The organism is Duganella sp. CF402 (genome assembly GCF_900109645.1).
Lineage (GTDB): Bacteria > Pseudomonadota > Gammaproteobacteria > Burkholderiales > Burkholderiaceae_D > Rugamonas.
Map to the genome: position 1 here is coordinate 3339298 of NZ_FOBG01000001.1, position 18534 is coordinate 3357831.

The 18534-nt window shown below is 63.4% G+C and carries 18 protein-coding genes; 11 read left to right on the plus strand and 7 right to left on the minus strand.

Going from position 1 to position 18534, the window contains the following annotated elements; all coding sequences use genetic code 11:
- Positions 1-13 precede the first annotated feature (13 nt).
- Complete coding sequence (locus tag BMZ70_RS14970; RefSeq protein ID WP_092275717.1) at positions 14-1594, minus strand: sensor histidine kinase; 1581 nt, start codon at positions 1592-1594, stop codon at positions 14-16.
- 120 nt (positions 1595-1714) lie between these two features.
- Here BMZ70_RS14970 and BMZ70_RS14975 point away from each other — a divergent pair, with 120 nt between their 5' ends.
- Positions 1715-2062: a hypothetical protein gene (locus BMZ70_RS14975; protein WP_092275720.1), complete on the plus strand. Its 348-nt coding sequence runs from the start codon at positions 1715-1717 to the stop codon at positions 2060-2062.
- The gene (locus BMZ70_RS14980; protein ID WP_092275723.1) at positions 2055-2912 is read left to right on the plus strand and encodes an HDOD domain-containing protein; all 858 of its coding nucleotides are present in this window, start codon (positions 2055-2057) and stop codon (positions 2910-2912) included. The genes BMZ70_RS14975 and BMZ70_RS14980 overlap by 8 nt, the downstream gene beginning before the upstream one ends.
- Positions 2913-2973: 61 nt before the next feature.
- Here BMZ70_RS14980 and BMZ70_RS14985 read toward each other — a convergent pair whose 3' ends face one another.
- Positions 2974-3309, minus strand: coding sequence for a hypothetical protein (locus BMZ70_RS14985; RefSeq protein WP_092275726.1), 336 nt, complete (start codon positions 3307-3309; stop codon positions 2974-2976).
- A 216-nt stretch (positions 3310-3525) separates the two neighbouring features.
- A complete protein-coding gene (locus BMZ70_RS14990) occupies positions 3526-3849 on the minus strand; it encodes a hypothetical protein (RefSeq protein ID WP_092275728.1) in 324 nt (107 codons plus the stop codon).
- 93 nt (positions 3850-3942) lie between these two features.
- Between BMZ70_RS14990 and BMZ70_RS14995 the strand changes: the two genes are divergently transcribed.
- The 9 genes from BMZ70_RS14995 (at position 3943) to BMZ70_RS15035 (ending at position 13448) form a co-directional block, all read left to right on the plus strand.
- On the plus strand, positions 3943-5058 hold the full coding sequence (locus BMZ70_RS14995; protein ID WP_092275731.1) for a PhoH family protein: 1116 nt from the start codon (positions 3943-3945) through the stop codon (positions 5056-5058).
- Positions 5042-5509 (plus strand): rRNA maturation RNase YbeY, encoded by a 468-nt coding sequence (ybeY, locus tag BMZ70_RS15000; protein WP_092275734.1) that lies wholly within the window; start codon positions 5042-5044, stop codon positions 5507-5509. The genes BMZ70_RS14995 and ybeY overlap by 17 nt, the downstream gene beginning before the upstream one ends.
- Before the next feature lie 93 nt (positions 5510-5602).
- Positions 5603-6487, plus strand: a complete 885-nt coding sequence (locus tag BMZ70_RS15005; protein WP_092275737.1) for a CorC family transporter — start codon at positions 5603-5605, stop codon at positions 6485-6487.
- Positions 6487-8058 carry an apolipoprotein N-acyltransferase gene (gene lnt / locus BMZ70_RS15010; protein ID WP_092275740.1) on the plus strand — a complete coding sequence of 524 codons (1572 nt, stop codon included), beginning with the start codon at positions 6487-6489 and terminating at the stop codon, positions 8056-8058. Before BMZ70_RS15005 ends, lnt begins: the two co-directional genes overlap by 1 nt.
- Positions 8059-8138: 80 nt before the next feature.
- Complete coding sequence (glyQ, locus tag BMZ70_RS15015; protein ID WP_092275743.1) at positions 8139-9044, plus strand: glycine--tRNA ligase subunit alpha; 906 nt, start codon at positions 8139-8141, stop codon at positions 9042-9044.
- A 15-nt stretch (positions 9045-9059) separates the two neighbouring features.
- Entirely contained in the window at positions 9060-11168 is a 2109-nt protein-coding gene (glyS, locus tag BMZ70_RS15020) for a glycine--tRNA ligase subunit beta (protein ID WP_092275746.1), read from the plus strand.
- A gap of 15 nt (positions 11169-11183) precedes the next feature.
- The gene (gene gmhB / locus BMZ70_RS15025; protein WP_092277871.1) at positions 11184-11750 is read left to right on the plus strand and encodes a D-glycero-beta-D-manno-heptose 1,7-bisphosphate 7-phosphatase; all 567 of its coding nucleotides are present in this window, start codon (positions 11184-11186) and stop codon (positions 11748-11750) included.
- A 52-nt stretch (positions 11751-11802) separates the two neighbouring features.
- Entirely contained in the window at positions 11803-12495 is a 693-nt protein-coding gene (locus tag BMZ70_RS15030; protein WP_092277872.1) for a lysophospholipid acyltransferase family protein, read from the plus strand.
- A gap of 5 nt (positions 12496-12500) precedes the next feature.
- Positions 12501-13448 (plus strand): YgjP-like metallopeptidase domain-containing protein, encoded by a 948-nt coding sequence (locus BMZ70_RS15035; protein ID WP_373922516.1) that lies wholly within the window; start codon positions 12501-12503, stop codon positions 13446-13448.
- Between the two features lie 189 nt (positions 13449-13637).
- Here BMZ70_RS15035 and waaA read toward each other — a convergent pair whose 3' ends face one another.
- The 4 genes from waaA to BMZ70_RS15055 are packed head-to-tail and all read right to left on the minus strand — an operon-like array spanning position 13638 to position 18442.
- Positions 13638-14918 carry a lipid IV(A) 3-deoxy-D-manno-octulosonic acid transferase gene (waaA, locus tag BMZ70_RS15040; protein ID WP_092275749.1) on the minus strand — a complete coding sequence of 427 codons (1281 nt, stop codon included), beginning with the start codon at positions 14916-14918 and terminating at the stop codon, positions 13638-13640.
- Between the two features lie 2 nt (positions 14919-14920).
- Positions 14921-15907: a lipopolysaccharide heptosyltransferase I gene (gene waaC, locus BMZ70_RS15045; RefSeq protein WP_092275752.1), complete on the minus strand. Its 987-nt coding sequence runs from the start codon at positions 15905-15907 to the stop codon at positions 14921-14923.
- Between the two features lie 3 nt (positions 15908-15910).
- Positions 15911-17293 carry a phosphomannomutase/phosphoglucomutase gene (locus BMZ70_RS15050; RefSeq protein WP_092275754.1) on the minus strand — a complete coding sequence of 461 codons (1383 nt, stop codon included), beginning with the start codon at positions 17291-17293 and terminating at the stop codon, positions 15911-15913.
- A gap of 54 nt (positions 17294-17347) precedes the next feature.
- Positions 17348-18442: a glycosyltransferase family 4 protein gene (locus tag BMZ70_RS15055; RefSeq protein ID WP_092275757.1), complete on the minus strand. Its 1095-nt coding sequence runs from the start codon at positions 18440-18442 to the stop codon at positions 17348-17350.
- Positions 18443-18534 lie beyond the last annotated feature (92 nt).

The window sequence follows — 18534 nt, forward strand, 5'->3', positions numbered from 1 at the left end:
TGATTGTAGCCGCTCAGGCGTGCAGGCGGGAGTCGGCGTGCAAGGTGTTCTCATCGGTCGGCGTCACGCACGGCATGCGCAGCACGAAGCTGGCGCCCTGGCCCAGCACGCTGGACACGGTGATGCTGCCGCCGAACTGCTTGGCAATCAGATTGAACACGATGTTGAGGCCGAGGCCGGTGCCGCCCTGCCCGCGCCGGGTGGTGACGAACGGGTCGAACACCTTGTCCAGCATGTCGGGCGGGATGCCCTTGCCGTTATCGGTCACCTGCATCTCGATCCAGTCGCCCTGCAGCGCCACGCCGATCACGATGCGGCCCTCGTCGTCCGGATCGAAGGCGTGCTCGACGCAGTTGAGCGTGAGGTTGGTGATGACCTGCGCCAGCGCGCCCGGATAGCTGTCCAGCATCACATCCGGCGGGCAGGCGATGCTGACCGTGATGCGGGTCTTCTTCAGCTTGGGCTGCAGGCTGGACACCACCTCGTTGATGTAGTCGCGCAGCTCGAAGCGGCGGCGCGCCTCGCTGACCTGGTCGACCGCGATCTGCTTGAAACTGTGGATCAGGTGGGCGGCGCGGTAGGCGTTGTTCATGATCAGGCGCGTGCTCTCGGAGGCCGTCTCCAGGTAGCGCGTGATATCGGATTTCTTGATGTTGCCGCCCTCGACCGAGGCCTGCACCTTCTCGGTGGCCTCCATCAGCACCGAGGCGCTGGTCAGCGCGATGCCGACCGGGGTGTTGATCTCGTGCGCGACGCCGGCCACCAGCCCGCCCAGCGAGGCCAGCCGTTCGGCCTGCAGCAGCGATTCCTGGGTGCGGCGCAAATCGTCCATCGCCTTGGCGGTCGCTTGCGCCGACTTGCGCGCCTCGTCCTCGGCCTCGCGGATGCGCTGGATGTTGGACTTGATCTTGCGCTGGATGGCGTTGAAGCCGCGGATCACCTCGCCCAGTTCATCGTGGCGGCTGTCCGGCAGCTCTTCCACTTCATCGCTGCCGCGCGTGGCCAGGTCGAACAGGCCGTCGCGCAGGCGCTTGAGCGGATCGAACACGATCCGCAGCGACAGCGCCAGCGCCGCCACCAGGATCAGGTCCAGCAGCAGCACCTCGGTGACCTTGCGGCGCACCTCGGCCGCCAGTGTGGCGTCGATTTGCGCGCGGCTGAAATTGACCACCACCCGGCCCACGATCACCGGCTTGAGGGCGGCGCCGGCCGCGCCGGAATCGCGGTACGCCAGGTCGGCCACCACCGGCGTGCCGCCGACCGCAGCGTCGTTTTCAATCGAGGAAATGGTGCCGTTCTCGTTGCGCAGCTTGCCGGAGAACAGGCCGACCGAGGTGTCGTAGACGCGGATGGAGACCAGCTCGGGCGGCATCATCTCGGCTGCCACGATGTTGTCGACCTTGGCCTTGTCGAGATCCCACAAGGCCGACGGCAGGCTGGTTTGCAGGCGGGTCAGCACGCCCTGGCGCAGGCGCTGGCTGCTGACCTCGAGTTCATGACCGAGGCTGTATTGGGCATAGGTGCCGGAGATCCCCAGCACCAGGGTGACGATGACCACAAAAAGCAGCGTCAAGCGGCCTTGAATACCAAACATCTAGCGATCTCCCGACGACATGGATTGGACGGCGACGCCCCAATGTACGGTATGGGCTGCGTCTTGGCAAGACAATGGTAATATCAAGAAATATAGTTCAGGAAGCAAGCGGGAGGCGGCATGGCAGGGAATTATCATCAACTGGCGCTGGCGGAGGTGCGGCCGGGCATGGTCTTGTCCGACGTGCTGCTCGACGTCCAGGGCAATGTACTGCTGCCGCAGGGCACGGTGCTGACCGAGGCCATGCTGGCGCTGATGCCGCGCCACGGCATCTCCATCCTGCCCATCGCCAGGGACGAAGTGACGCCGGAAGTGGTGGCGGCCACGCTGCAGCACCACGAGGCGCGCATCGCCCAGCTGTTCCGCAAGAACGATCCGGACAGCGGCAGCGACTGGGCCACGGCCACGCTGCGCCGCTTCGTCACCGACTTCCGCCTGGGTGTAGAGGAGACGCCGGAACATGAGTAACCCAAGCAATTCGACGCTGAGCTACGACGACGTGGTGCGCACGCTGGACGACCTGCCGTCGCTGCCGGCGGTGGTGATGGAACTGCTCAACAGCATCGACCAGGAGGACGTCGACATTTCGGTGCTGGCCAAAAAGGTGTCGCACGACCAGGCGCTGACCGCCAAGACCCTGCGCCTGGCCAACTCCTCGCTGTACGGCTTGCAGGTCAAGGTCACCACCATCCAGCAGGCGATTACCTTCCTCGGCTTCCAGACCACGCGCAACCTGATTACCGCAGCGGCCGTCACCGGCTGCTTTGTCGAGGGCCACTGCCCCGGTTTCGACCACAAGGCCTTCTGGCGCCACTCGATCGCCACGGCGGCCTGCGCCAAGGTGCTGGCGCGCCAGATGCGCTTCAACCAGGACTACGCCTTCACCGCCGGGCTGCTGCACGACATCGGCCGGCTGGTGCTGGTGTCGTGCTTCCCGCAGCAGTACGCGGCCGCCATCGCCTACCGTGCCGAGCACGACTGTTATTTGCTGGATGCTGAGCGCACGGTGCTGGGCGTCGACCATGTCGACGCCGGCCTGGCGCTGGCCGAGCACTGGAATTTTTCCGACACCATGCGGCTGGCCATCGGCGGCCATCACGAGCCGGAGGCGCAAGGCGCCGGCTTTTTGGCGGCCATCATCCATGTGGCCGATGCCATCGTGCACGCGCTCGATCTGGCGCAGGTGCAGGACGACCTGGTGCCGCCGGTCTCGACCGTGGCCTGGACGGCGCTGGGCCTCGACGAGGAGGTTTATCTGCAATTGTTCCGCGAGACGGAGTTGCAGTATGAAGAAATCTCTATGGTGCTGCTAACCTGAAGTGGCGGCCTGCCGCACCGGCGTCATGCGCGGTACGGCAGGCGCGGGCGCTGGGCGCGCATCAATGGGCCGCGAATCCGGCGTCGGCTTTCTTATCCATTGGGCGGTCTTCCGGTTTCGGGCGGCCCTGGGCGTCGGACAGGCGGTACTTGGTGCGGCGGTCGCCCATCAGGTCGCGCAGGTCGCGGATGCTCATGCCGGTCACTTCGTGCATGCGGATCAGCAGCGAGGCGCCGACCGGCAGGCGGTGGTGGCGGATCTTGCTGATGACCGGTGGCGCGACTTCGAGCAGGCGCGACAGCGCAGCGTCATTTTTCAGCTGCATCTTGCCAAGCAAGATGTCGAGCAGGTGGTTAGGGTTGTAGCTTTCCTGGGATGCAAGTGCATGATGTGCCATGATTTTCCTCATTGGTTTGGGTGAACAGATAGTGCTGGCCTGAACTTAAGCAAGACTTAGCGTTTCCGCTTGCTATTCGTGCAAGATACCAGCGCACACCGGGCTAAGATTGTTCGGCATCAATCAGAGGCTAGAAACCTTAGCAACAATGCTATTTCATCACACAGGACCAGAGGGTGTCGCACGCAAGAAATAAATGCGTGGCAAATGCGGGATTCAGGCGGTGGTGTCGATATTGCGGCCGAGCGTCTTCTGGTTGTCGCGGCGCTGGGTATCGGCTTTTTTGTCGGCTTGCTGGGCGGCGCGGCGGTCGGCGGCGGCCGCAGCATCGTTGTTGCGCGCTTCGGCGCGGTTGGATTCGGTGTTTTCCTTGATGCGCTGCTTGATTACCGCGCCATCCTTTTCGGCACGGTTGTTTTGCTCGGCGCGACGCGAGTCCGCCGACTGCTCGCTACGCTGTTCGGCACGCCTGGCGCGGGTCTCGCGCAAATTTTGCTCCGCCGGATCGGGCCGGGGCGCGTTGGTGATGTTGATGGCCATAGCTCTACTGTAGAGCAAAGGCGCTATGGACGGCAAATTACGATAAACTATCGCCTGTGCCGGTCTACGGCCCTCTCTCCTAAAAGCATTCCATTGAAAACCAAGACCCCAGTCCAGCCGCACTACTTCGTCCCGGAGCCGCTCGATAACGCGCGCCTGGCCCATTTGTGCGGCCCGCTCGACGAAAACCTGCGCCAGATTTCCGCCGCGCTGGACGTCACCATTTTCCGCCGTGGCGAAAAGTTCATCGTCAGCGGCCACAATGCCGAACGCGCAGTCGAAATCCTCGACCATTTCTACGCCGTCGCCAACAAGATCGTGCCGATCGAGGAAGTGCAACTGGCGCTGGTCGAGCAGCGCGCCAACATGCACGCCGCGAACATCGCCGCGCTGGCGCCCGAGCCGGTCGACGCCGACGACGCTGCGCCGGCGGCCCGCGCCGCCAAGCCGCGCAAGATCGAACCGGTGCCGGGGGTCGAGATCGACATCAACAGCCCGGTGCTGAAAACCCGCCGCGCCGACCTGCGCGGCCGCACGCCGCACCAGATCCGCTACCTGCGCAACATCCTCGAACACGACATCAGCTTCGGCGTCGGTCCGGCCGGCACCGGCAAGACCTACCTGGCGGTGGCGTGCGCGGTCGATGCGCTCGAGCGCGACGCGGTCAAACGCATCATCCTGACCCGCCCTGCGGTGGAAGCAGGCGAACGCCTCGGCTTCCTGCCGGGCGACCTGACGCAGAAGGTCGACCCGTACCTGCGTCCGCTGTACGACGCCCTGTACGACCTGCTCGGCTTCGACCGCACCCAGAAAATGTTCGAGAAACAGGTGATCGAGATCGCCCCGCTGGCCTACATGCGCGGCCGCACCCTGAACCACGCGTTCGTGATCCTGGACGAGGCGCAGAACACCACGGTCGAACAGATGAAGATGTTCCTGACCCGCATCGGCTTCGGCAGCAAGGCCGTGGTCACCGGCGACGTTACCCAGGTCGACCTGCACAAAAGCCAGAAAAGCGGCCTGGTGGACGCCATCCAGGTGCTGAAGGACGTGCGCGGCATGGCCTTCAGCCACTTCAACAGCGAAGACGTGGTGCGCCACCCGTTGGTGGCGCGCATCGTCGACGCCTACGAAACCGCCCACAACCACGAAGCGGAAATCGCTCCCCTACTCAAAGCCACGGCTCTCAAAAATGTCCGCAAAAAATAAACTGACGCTGTCGGTGCAGTACGCCGATCCCCGCCTGCAGGAAAGCATCACCCGTCCGATGATCCGCAAGTGGGTGCAAGCGGCGCTGTTCGCGCCGGCCGAACTGACCATCCGCTTCGTCGACGCCGAAGAAGGCCAGGCCCTGAACCGCGAGTATCGCGGCAAGGACTACGCCACCAACGTGCTGACCTTCGCCTATAACGAAGGCGAAGAAGAACTGCCGGAAGACGCGCCAACGCAGGCCGACATCATCCTGTGCACCGACGTGCTGGAAAAGGAAGCGGCCGAGCAAAAGAAAACCGTGGAAGAGCACGCCGCCCACCTGATCATCCACGGCGTACTGCACGCCCAAGGCTATGACCACATGGACGACGAGGAAGCGGCCGAAATGGAAGGCATCGAAACCGAACTCCTCGCCGAACTCGGCTACGCCGATCCCTACGCCGAGTGATGCAGGCAGGGCATGTTTTTTTGACAAAAACGGCCCCGCCTTCCTATTTGGTGTATCCTATGCCTCTTCGAAACAACCGGCTTTACGCCAGCTATGCAAGAGCACTCTAGTAGCGTCAAGACTGACGCTAAACCCCACAGGTCATTGTTTGAACGACTGACCGCCCTGATTTCCCCAGAGCCCGAGAACCGCTCGGAGCTGCTCGAAGTTCTGCACGACGCCCACGAACGCAACCTGATCGACGCCGACGCCCTGTCGATGATCGAGGGCGTGTTCCAGGTGTCCGACCTGTCCGCCCGCGATATCATGATCCCGCGCTCGCAGATGGACGTGATCGACATCTCCAAGCCGATTGAAGAATGGCTGCCCCTGGTGCTGCAAACCGCCCACTCGCGCTTCCCTGCCATTGAAGGCGAGCGCGACAAGGTGATCGGCATCCTGCTGGCCAAGGACCTGCTGCGCTACTACGCCGAAGAAAGCTTCGACGTGCGCGACATGCTGCGCCCGGCCATTTTCATCCCGGAATCGAAACGCCTGAACGTGCTGCTGCGCGACTTCCGCGCCAACCACAACCACATGGCCATCGTGGTTGATGAATACAGCGGCGTGGCCGGCCTGATCACCATCGAAGACGTGCTGGAACAAATCGTCGGCGACATCGAGGACGAGTACGATTTCGACGAGGAAGAAGACAACATCCTGTCGATCCGCGAGGGCCAGCACGGCCCGCGCTGGCGCATCAAGGCGCTGACCGAGATCGAACAGTTCAACGACGAGCTGGACACCGCCCTGCCCGACGACGACGTCGACACCATCGGCGGCCTGGTCTCCAAGCACCTCGGCCGCATGGCCCACAAAGGCGACGTGTTCGACTTTGAAGGCCTGCGCTTCGAAGTACTGCGCGCCGACGCCCGCCAGATCCACGTGCTGACGGTGGAAAAACTGCCGCCGGCCCCAGACCACGGCGACGACGCATAATGCGTTTTCGCCGCACCAACCCGAACGATCCTCCCAAGCCGCAACGCTCGACCCGAGGCCGCATGCTGATCACCGGCCTGGCCGGTGCGCTGTGCGTGTTCGCCTTCGCGCCGTTCGGCTGGTGGCCGCTGGAAATCCTCGGCCTGGCCACGCTGTTCTACCAGGTCCTGCGCAGCACCAGCACCAAAGCCGCCGCGCTGATCGGCTGGGCCTTCGTCACCGGCTGGACCGTCGCCGGCGTGCACTGGCTGTACGTCTCGATGCATACCTACGGCGGCATGCCTGCACCGCTGGCCGCCTTGGCCGTGCTGCTGCTGGGCGCAGCGATGGGCCTCTACGGCGCACTGGCGATGGGCTCCGCATGGTGGCTGCGCCAACGCTGGACGCTGCCGCTGCCGGCCGCCAACCTGCTGGTCTTCCCGGCCGTGTGGGCGCTGTTCGAATGGGTACGCGGCTGGCTGTTTACGGGCTTCCCGTGGCTGTCGTCCGGCTATGCCCACAACCACAGCCCGCTGGCCGGCTTCGCGCCGGTCATCGGCGTGTACGGCCTCGGCTGGCTGGCCGCCGTGATCGCCGGCGCTCTGCTGTTGCTGCTGCACCGTACCCGCCCGCGCGCGGCCGGGCTGGCGGTGGCCATCTGCGTGGCCGGCGTCGGCCTGAGCTTCCTGCAATGGACCTACCCAGAAGGCAAGCCGATCTCGGTGCGCCTGCTGCAAGGGAATATCCCCCAGGACGAGAAGTTCAACGGCGCCAAGATCGTGTCGAACATGAAGCTGTACCAGGAGGCCATCACCGCCGCCCCGGCCGACCTGATCGCCACGCCGGAAACCGCCATCATCACGCTGCAGCAGCAACTGCCGCCGGACTACCTGCCCGGCATCGCCCAGTTCCTGAATAAAACCAACAGCAACCTGATCCTCGGCATCTTCACCGCCGACAGCCAGACCGCCTATTTCAACAGCGTGATCGGCATTCCGGCCAAGCTGAACTCGGGCTACTACCGCTACGACAAGCACCACCTGGTGCCGTACGGTGAGTTCATCCCATATGGCTTCCGCTGGTTCGTCAACCTGATGTCGATCCCGCTGGGCGACATGACCAGCGGCCGCGAGATCCAGCCGGCATTCGCCATCAAGGACCAGCGCGTGCTGCCCAACATCTGCTACGAAGACTTGTTCGGCGAAGAGATCGCGGCCCAGCTGAATCACCCGGCGCAGGACCAGAAGCCGGCCACCATGCTGCTCAACACCTCCAACCTGGCCTGGTTTGGCGACACCATCGCCATTCCCCAGCATTTGCAGATCTCGCAGATGCGCACGCTGGAAACCGGCCGCCCCATGCTGCGGGCGACCAATACCGGCGCCACCGCCATCATCAATGGCGAAGGCAAGGTGGTACAGCAACTGCCGGTGAACACCTTCGGCGCCCTGGCCGCCAGTGTGCAGGGCATGGGCGGCAGCACGCCGTACATCCTCTGGGGCAACAAGCTGTTCCTGGCCCTGACGCTGCTGTCGCTGGCAGGGGCATGGTTTGGGGCCCGGCGCTCAAAAAACCAGCCAAAAGCCGCTTAACCCGCTAAAATCATCGCTTTAGCGAAACTGCAACCGCGCGCTCGACGGCTTAGCCCGGGCGCGCCACCGACGATTAAAAGATGCTGACATTTCAACAAATCATCCTGACCTTGCAAACCTACTGGGACAAGCAAGGCTGCGCCCTGCTCCAGCCATACGACATGGAAGTCGGCGCCGGCACCTTCCACACTGGTACTTTCCTGCGCGCGATCGGCCCTGAGCCTTGGCGCGCCGCCTACGTCCAGCCGTCGCGCCGCCCGAAAGATGGCCGCTATGGCGAGAACCCGAATCGTGGCCAGCACTACTACCAGTATCAGGTGGTGATGAAGCCGGCGCCGGAAAACATCCTCGACCTGTATCTGGGCTCGCTGGAAGCGCTGGGCCTGGACCTGAAGCAGAACGACGTGCGCTTCGTGGAAGACGACTGGGAATCGCCAACGCTGGGCGCCTGGGGCCTCGGTTGGGAAGTCTGGCTGAACGGCATGGAAGTGACCCAGTTCACCTACTTCCAGCAAGTCGGCGGCCTCGATTGCAAGCCGGTGCTGGGGGAGATCACCTACGGCGTTGAACGTCTGGCCATGTACCTGCAAGGCGTCGAGAATATGTACGACCTGGTGTGGACCACCTGGGAAGAGAATGGCGAGACCAAAACGCTGAAGTACGGCGACGTCTTCCACCAGAACGAAGTGGAGCAATCGGCCTACAACTTCGAGCACTCCAACACCGAGCTGCTGTTCTCGCAGTTTAACAACCACGAATCGGAAGCCAAGCGCCTGATCGAAGCGCAGCTGACGCTGCCGGCCTACGAGCAGATCATGAAGGCCTCGCACAGCTTCAACCTGCTGGACGCGCGCGGCGCCATCTCCGTGACCGAGCGCGCCGCCTACATCGGCCGTGTGCGCGCACTGTCGCGCCTCGTGGCGCAGGCTTACTACGATTCGCGTGAGCGCCTCGGTTTCCCGATGCTGCCTGCCGTTGCTGAATAAAACGATATAAACGATATGACTCAAACTCTGCTCATCGAACTGCTGACCGAAGAACTGCCGCCGAAGGCGCTCGCCAAACTGGGCAAGGCTTTCGCGGACGGCATCGTCAACGGCCTGAAATCGCGCGACTTCCTGGAAGCCGACAGCGTCGCCACCGCCTACGCCACGCCGCGCCGCCTGGCCGTGTCCATCACCAAAGTACGCGCCGTGTCGCCGGACAAATCGATCCGCGAAAAAGTGCTGCCGGTCTCCGTGGCGCTGGATGCCAACGGCAACGGCACCCCGCCGCTGGCCAAAAAGCTGGCTGCACTGGGCTTCCCGAACCTGACCGTGGCCGATCTGGAACGCGCGCAGGACGGCAAGGCCGAAAGCTTCTTCTACACCTACACCGCCGCCGGCAGCGCGCTGCAAGCGGGCCTGCAAGCGGCGCTGGAAGACTCGGTCGCCAAGCTGCCGATTCCAAAAGTGATGAGCTACCAGCGTCCGGACGGCGCCACCGTACAATTCGTGCGCCCGGCCCACGCGCTGGTGGCCCTGCATGGCGATGCCGTGCTGCCACTGACCCTGTTGGGCCTCACCGGCGGCAACGTCACCGAAGGCCACCGCTTCCTGACCGCACCAGGCCAGCGCGCCGTCACCATCGCCAACGCCGATGCTTACGCCGCCACCCTGAAAGCGCAAGGCAAAGTCCTGGCTTCGGTTGAAGACCGCAAAGAACAAATCCGCGCCGAACTGCTGGCCAAGGCCGGCGCCGACACGGTGCTGATGCCTGAATCGCTGCTGGACGAAGTATCCGCGCTGGTCGAATGGCCAGTCGTCTACGAATGCAAGTTCGAAGACGAATTCCTGGCCGTGCCGCAGGAATGCCTGATCCTGACCATGCAGACCAATCAAAAGTACTTCGCGCTGACCGACACCAACGGCAAGCTGCGCTCGCGCTTCCTGATCGTCTCCAACATCGCCACCGACACGCCGGCCGCCATCATCGGCGGCAACGAGCGCGTGGTGCGTCCGCGCCTGTCCGACGCCAAGTTCTTCTTCGAGCAAGACAAGAAGAAAACCCTGGAATCGCGCCTGCCGCTGCTGAAGAACGTCGTGTACCACAACAAGCTGGGCACGCAAGCAGAACGCAGCGACCGCGTGACCGCGCTGGCCGGCGCCATCGCCGCCAAGCTGGGCGCCGACGTTGCGCTGACCGAACGCGCCGCGCGCCTGTCGAAGGCCGACCTGCTGACCGACATGGTGGGCGAATTCCCTGAGCTGCAAGGCATCATGGGCACCTACTACGCCCGCAACGACGGCGAAAAAGAAGACGTCGCGCTGGCCGCATCGGAACACTACCAGCCGCGCTTCGCCGGCGACGCCCTGCCATCGACCGTGACCGGCACCGCCGTGGCACTGGCCGACAAGCTGGAAACCCTGGTCGGCATCTGGGCCATCGGCCTGCAGCCGACCGGCGACAAAGATCCATTCGCACTGCGCCGCCACGCGCTGGGCGTGCTGCGCATGCTGATCGAGAAGCGCCTGTCGCTGTCGATCTCCGGCCTGCTGGCCGACGCTGCGAAACAATTCACCTCCGTGGCCGGCTTCAAGGATCCGACCGCCGACGTGGCAGCCTTCATGCTGGACCGCCTGCGCGGCATCCTGCGTGAGCGCGGCTTCTCGGTCAACGAGATCGAAGCCGTGGTCGCGCAGAACCCGGACCGCCTGGACGACATCGTGCAGCGCCTGGAAGCCGTACAAGCCTTCGCCGCGCTGCCGGAATCGGCCTCGCTGGCAGCGGCCAACAAGCGCATCACCAACATCCTGAAGAAGAACGAAGAAGCCCTGGCCGCCGTTGGCGAAGCGGGCGTCAACGTGGCGCTGCTGCAGGACGCCGCCGAGATCAACCTGAACGCCGCCGTGGTGCGCGTGCTGCCGGAAATCGACGCCGCCTTCAACCAGGGCGACTTCGCCGGCACGCTGAAAACGCTGGCACAGTTGAAAAACGAAGTCGACGCCTTCTTCAACGACGTCATGGTCATGGCCGAAGACGTCGCGCTGCGTAACAACCGTCTGGCACTGCTGTCGTCCCTGCACGGGATGATGAACCGCGTGGCCGACATCTCCAAGCTGGCGGTGTAAATGGGCGCGCCGTCCATGAAGCTGGTCATCCTGGATCGGGACGGCGTGATCAACCACGACTCGCCGGATTTCATCAAATCGCCGGCGGAGTGGATCCCGGTTCCCGGTTCGCTGGAAGCCATCGCCCGCCTGAACCAGGCTGGCTACCGCGTGGTCGTGGCGTCGAACCAGTCGGGCATCGCCCGCGAGTTCTTCGACATGACCATCCTCAACGCCATCCATCACAAAATGCACACGCTGGCGCAGCAAGTGGGCGCGGACATCGACGCGGTGTTTTTCTGCCCGCACGCGGCGGCCGACAACTGCGACTGCCGCAAGCCCAAGCCGGGCATGTTCACAGAAATCTCGCAGCGCTATAAAATCAGCCTGAAAGGCGTGCCTGTCGTCGGCGATTCGCTGCGCGACCTGCAGGCGGGCTATGTGAGCGGCTGCGTGCCTTATCTGGTCCTGACCGGCAAAGGCGAGAAGACCCAAGCCACCGGCGGCCTGCCGCCCGGCACGATGGTATTCCCGGACCTGTCGGCGATGGTCAGCCACCTGCTCAAAACCAGCACCCCGCCGGCGCCGCACGTCGCCGGTTAAACAGTTTTTGGAGTCTGCATTGTTCTTGCGTTCCCTGATCTTCACCCTCGTCATGGTGGTATCGACCATCATCTGGTCGCTCGTCTGCTTCGCGGCGGCGCCGCTGCCATACCGCCAGCGCTTCTACATCACCTCGCGCTGGAACGTGTTCATGATCTGGTGCCTCAAAGTGATCTGCGGGATCCGCTATGAAATCCGCGGCATGGAAAACCTGCCGGACGCGCCGGCCATCCTGCTGTCCAAGCACCAGTCGGCGTGGGAGACCATCTTCCTGCTGCCGCTGATGCCGCGTCCACTGGTGTTCGTGTTCAAGAAAGAGATCCTGTACATTCCATTCTTCGGCTGGGCGATGGCGCTGCTGCGCATGATCCCGATCGACCGCAAGCAAGGCAAGAACGCCTTCAAGGAAGTGGTCCGCCACGGCAAGCGCCGCCTGGCGCAAGGCCTGTGGATTATCATGTTCCCGGAAGGGACCCGCATCCCGGTCGGCAAAGCGGGCAAATACAAGAGCGGCGGCACCCGCCTCGCCATCGAGACCGGCGCGGTGGTGGTGCCGATCGCGCACAACTCGGGCGAGTGCTGGCCAAAAAATTCCTTCATCAAACGCCCCGGCCTTGTTACAGTATCGATAGGTAAGCCCATTTCGTCGGAAGGCCAGACGGCCGACGGCATGATGCAACAGGTGGAAAATTGGATAGAATCAGAAATGCGCGTCATTTCGCCCCACGCCTACAACGCTGGTTAGACGATCTGGCGACCGCAGTCAAACCTGCGTCGCCCGATCCGAATCAGCCGGACCTGTTTGGACGGGAGGCGTCGTCGCCTCCCAAGCCGGTGTACACCTCGCCGGTATGGTCGGTTCCTACGCCATCGCAGAAAACTCCGCCAGTCTCACCCTACGTCACGCCGCCGGAAACGGCAGTCCCCGTCAAGACGCGTCCTCTGGTTGCGCCGCCATCGAATCTGCCGCCGCGCCGCCAGTTGCTGGTGGGTGAATTCATCCTCGAATACGAATTGCGCCGTTCGACGCGCCGCTCGATCGGCTTCATGATCGACGACGACGGCCTGCGCGTGACCGCGCCCAAGCGCATCTCTATCGCCGAAATCGACGAGGCGATCCGCACCAAGCAGCACTGGATCCTGAGCAAACTGAAAGAGCGGCGCGAACGCCGCGCGGCGCGGCTGCAAAAGCCGCCGGTGGAATGGATCGACGGCGCGCAGCTGCCCTACCTCGGCGCTGACATCACCTTGCGGCTGCTGGTGGGCGGCCGCAATCGCAGCATCTACAACCCGAACACGCGCGAGCTGTGGATCACCCTGTTGCCGGGCGCCAGCGAGGAACAGCTGAAGCATCGCGTGCAGGTGTGGTACCAGCAGCAGGCAAAGACTTTATTCGAAGAGCGCCTCGACCTGTACGCAGGGCGCCTGGGCGTGCAATACCATTCGTTCGGCCTGTCGTCGGCCGGCACCCGCTGGGGCTCATGCACGGCGGACCGCAAGATCCGCCTGAACTGGAAGCTGATTCACTTCTCGCTGCCGCTGATCGACTACGTGGTGGCGCACGAGCTGTCGCACATCCTGGAGATGAACCACAGCCAGCAATTCTGGGACACCGTCGGCCTGATCTACCCCGAATACGAGGAAGCCAAAAACCTGCTGCGCAAGCGCTCGCAGGAGTTGCCAGTGTTGTTCCCCTAACTCAATTCAGGGTCAGCTCTGTCATTTGGACACGAACGACTCATGTTTGAGCAAAGTCAAGGCAACTTATCTATGTTGTGCTTCTAACTCGCTCAAATAAAAAATCTAGCACCTGATGTGCTAAATATCTGCATTGATATTTATCAAATATCATGCGCGCATGTCCAAATGACAGAGCTGACCCTGAATTTAAATTAGGTGCTGTAGCAGGGCCAGCGTGCGGCGGGTGGCGCCGCGGTGTTGATTGGCGAAGGATTGGGCGTTCAGGCCCATCGTTTGGCGGGCGCTGGCATCGTTCAGCAGGCGGGCGGCGGTGGCCATCAGGTCGTCGGCGTCGGCGATGCGCTGGGCGCCGCCGGCCGCCAACGCGTCTTCGGTCACCAGCTCAAAGTTGAAGGTGTGCCGGCCGATCAGGATCGGTTTGCCCAGCGCAGCCGGTTCGATCAGGTTCTGGCCGCCCAGCGGCATCAGGCTGCCGCCGACAAAAGCGATGTCGCAGGCGGCGTAGTAGGCGAACATTTCACCCATCGAATCGCCCAGCAGGACGTCGGCTTGCAGCACGCTGCCGTCCAGCGGCAACTGGCTGCGGCGCTGCACCTTGAGGCCGCGCGCGGCGATCATTTTTTCCACTTCGTCGAAACGCTGCGGATGGCGCGGCACGATCAGCAGCAGCACGTTGGCCGGCAACGTGGCGCGGGCGCTGTCAAACGCTGACAGGATCAGTTCTTCTTCGCCTTCGCGGGTGGAAGCGCACAGCAGCACCGGACGCTGACCGATGGCGGCGCGCAGTGCTGCACCGATGGCAAGCGCGGCTTCCGGCACCACTACATCAAACTTGATACTGCCGGTGATTTCCACGCGCTGCACGCCCAGCGAGCGCACGCGCTGCGCATCGGCTTCGGTTTGCGCGGCGACCAGCGAGATGCCGCGCGCGGCGTCCAGCAGCAGCGATCCAAGACGCGTGGCCTTGCGCAGCGAGCGTTCGGACAGGCGGGCGTTGGCCAGCACCACCGGCACTTTGCGCGCGTTGCAGACGGCGATCAGGTTAGGCCACACCTCGGTCTCCATCAGAATGCAGACGCTTGGCTGGAAGTGGCGGATGAAGCGCGACACCATGCTGCCGGCGTCGTACGGCAGGTAAGATTGCACCAGCCGCTCGCCATGCCTGGCGAACAATGCTTTGCCGGTGGCGCGGCCGGTCGGCGTCATGTGGGTGAGGATGATGCGGCTTTGCGGATACTCGGCCAGCAAGGCGTCTACCAGAGGTTCGGCTGCGCGCGTTTCGCCGACGGAGACGGCGTGGACCCACAGCACCGGAGAGAACGACGATGTCGCCGTCGCGCGCGGATAGAAGCCGAGGCGCTCGGCCCAGTGCTGGCGGTAGCCCGGCTCTTTGCGGCCGCGCAGCCACAGGCGCGTAAGCACCAGCGGCAAGGCCAGCCACCACATCAGGGAATAAAACAGTCGCATGATCAGCCCAGCAGACTCCGGGCCGCCGTCAGCACGTCCGCCACCGAAGGCGGCGTGCCCTGGTCGCCCAGGTTGATAATGCGCGGCGACCAGTTGCCCTCGGTCTTCCAGCGCGGCGAATCCGCGTAGATCTCCACCGTCGGCCGCACGAAGGCCGCCGCGATGTGCACCAGTCCCGTGTCGACGCCAATCACCAGCGAGGCGCGGCGCGCCACCATGATGGCATCGGCCATCGACAGCTTGGGCAGCACACGTGCATTCGGCAGGCCGGCGGCGATCTGCTCCGCTTCGGCTTTTTCTTTCGGCGATCCCCAGGGCAGCAATATCGGCATCGGCGCCAGCTCGCGGCCGAGCGCGATCCAGTTTTCAATCGACCACTTCTTGGCGTCGCGCGCGGTGCCGTGGAAGTAGACCGCATACGACTCCGGCATCCACTCGGGACGCGGCGTATCGTCCGGCACCGCCGGCAAACCGAAATCGGCCGGGGTGTCGACCGCATAGCCCAGCGCCGCACCGGCGACGATGCGCCCGCGCGCCACCGCGTGCGTGCGCGGATCGGTCGGAATACTCAGGTTGTGGAAGATGCGCGAGATACCCTCGTAGCCGGAGCCCTCGCTGCCATTGGCCAGGCCCACTTTGCGACCGCCCTTCACCACGCGCGCAGCCCCCATGATGATGCCGGTCTTGAGCAAGCCCTGGGTGTCGAACACGTAGTCGTACTCCTGCTGGCGCAAGGTGCGGAAGAAGCCCTTGATCTCGGCCCGCGTCTCCGCCTTGCCGAGGCTCTTGCGCCAGCGCCGCAATGCGAACGGAATTACATTGCGCACGCGCGCGTTCATGCGCACCAGGCTGACAAAGCCCTCCTCCACCACCCAATCGATATTCGCATCGGGGAAGTGGCGGGCAATGTCGGCCACCATCGGCAGGTTATGCAGCACGTCTCCCATCGAGGAGACACGCACCAGCAGGATATTCAGCGGTCGCGCCATTACTTAGAACGGCAGTTCCGCGTCCGGCTTGGCGGCCAGGATGACGCTCTTGAACTGGCCCTGGATGCGCTCCAGCGCGGCAGGGGTTTCCGCTTCAAAGCGCATCACGATCACAGGCGTGGTGTTGGACGAACGCGCCAGGCCGAAGCCGTCGGCGTACTCCACGCGCAGGCCGTCGATGGTGATGATGCGCTCATTGCCAGGGAACTTGGCGTCGGCGCGCAGCTTGTCCATCACGGTGAAGTTCTCGCCTTCGCTCAGGTGCAGGTGCAGTTCCGGCGTGCTGTCCGACTGCGGCAGTGCGTTCAGCAGCGCCGATGGATCCTTCTCCTTGGTCAGGATCTCCAGCATGCGGGCGCCGGCGTACAGGCCGTCGTCGAAGCCGTACCAGCGGTCCTTGAAGAAGATATGGCCGCTCATTTCGCCGCCCAGCGGTGCGCCGGTTTCTTTCAGCTTGGCTTTCACCAGCGAGTGGCCGGTCTTGTACATCAGCGGCACGCCGCCCGATTTTTCGATGTACGGCGCCAGGTGGCGGGTGCACTTCACGTCGTAAAGGATTTGTTCGCCCGGATTGCGCGACAGGACGTCGGCCGCGAACAGCATCATCTGGCGGTCCGGATAAATGATCTGGCCATCCTTGGTCACCAGGCCGAGGCGGTCGCCGTCGCCGTCGAAGGCCAGGCCGATTTCAGCGTCGGTCTCCTGCAGGCAGCGGATCAGGTCTTGCAGGTTTTCCGGGTGCGCCGGATCCGGGTGGTGGTTAGGGAAATTGCCATCCACTTCGCAGAACAGCTCAATCACTTCGCAGCCCATGCCGCGATACAGGTCGCCCGCGAACGCGCCGGCCACACCGTTGCCGCAGTCGACGGCAATCTTGATCGGACGCGAAATTTTCACGTCCCCGATGATGCGCTGCAGGTACTCGGCGCGGATATCGTAGGTGCTGTAACCACCCTGCACTGCCGCCGGCGAACCGTCGTGCGCGAGGATGCTGTCATACAGGCCGGTAATCGCCTCGCCGTGAATCGCTTCGCCGGCCAGCACCATCTTGAAGCCGTTGTAGTCCGGCGGATTGTGGCTGCCGGTGACCATGATGCCGGACGCCGCGCCCAGCACATTGGTGCCGAAGTAGACCATCGGCGTGGCCACCACGCCCAGGTCGATCACGTCCACGCCGGCCGATTGCAGGCCTTCCGCCAGCGCCTTGATCAGCGATGGGCCGGACAGGCGGCCATCACGGCCGATCACTACTTTTTTCTCCCCCTTGGCCAGCGCGGCGCGGCCAAAGGCGGCGCCGATCTGGCGTGCCACGCCGGCGTCCAGGGTTTTATCGATAATGCCGCGAATGTCGTAAGCTTTGAAGATCGTTTTGGATAAGGTAACCATAATGTGGGATATCAGCGAGGAAAGGATGGGATAGTGTACATCATGACATCAAAATCAATGTTTCTTGTGACGGATCATCCAGCGCGGCGCCTTGAAGCGCACGATACGCACGTAAATCCAGATATAGCTGCCGATGAACAGAATGCAGGACAACATCAGTACCCAGGTGTGGCGCCAGAACACCGTGGCCGGAATCACGGCCATCAGCGAGAACAGCCACAGGTACGGGGACGTCAGCGAATTGCGGCGGATCAGCGCGCGCGCTTCCTTGCGGCCCACCGCCCACTGCACCACGCGGCGGAAGATCAGGCTGTGCAAGTGAATCCCGTCCGGCATGGCCGGCGACTTGCCGCGCACGAACATGCGGCGATACACCGAAAATAAGGTTTCAAACGCCGGATAGATCAGCAGCAGCAGCGCATACCAGGTCGACACCTGCGGATTGCGCATCACCAGCAGCAGCGCCAGCTCGCCCAGCATGAAGCCGATGAAGTAGGCGCCGCCGTCGCCGAGGAAGATCAGGCCGACCGGATAATTCCAGATCAGGAAGCCAGCAGTGGCGCCGGCCACCATCAGCGCGGCGATCAGCACGAACATATCGTTGACCTGCAGCGCCACGTAGCCGAGCGACAGCAGCATGCAAATCACCACCACGCTGGCCAGGCCGTTGAAACCGTCGATGATGTTGACCGCGTTGGCGATACCGGCCACCGCCAGCACCGTCAGCGGCAGCGTGACCCACATATACGGCAGCGCCCACACCGAGAACGCCCAGTCCAGGCGGTCGATGCGGGCATCGAGCAGGAAGTAGCCGAGGGTGGCGGCGGCCATCGTCAGCAGCAGGCGGCGCAGCGGGCTGACGCGGCCGGTATAGTCTTCGACGATGCCGCCGACAAAGGCCACGGCCGAGCAGAACAGCAGCGACAGCAGCCACTGGCTCATCACCGGCACGCGCCAGATGGATATGGCCGAACTGAGCGCCACCGCCAGGAAAATCGACAGGCCGCCGATGCGCGCCACATTATGCACGTGCACTTTTTGCACGCCGTCGAAATTGGAGTCCAGCGCGGGGCCGTGCAATCTCGCTTCTTTGATCACCAGCAGGGTCAGCAGCGCGGAAGCGATAAAGCTCAGTAGGAAGGAAAACATATTATTTTAAGTTCTGCGTTGTATCGCAACACGAAGCATTATCAGCATGCCAACTGCCGATTGTACCAGCACCGGCGCACGCCAGAGGGAAT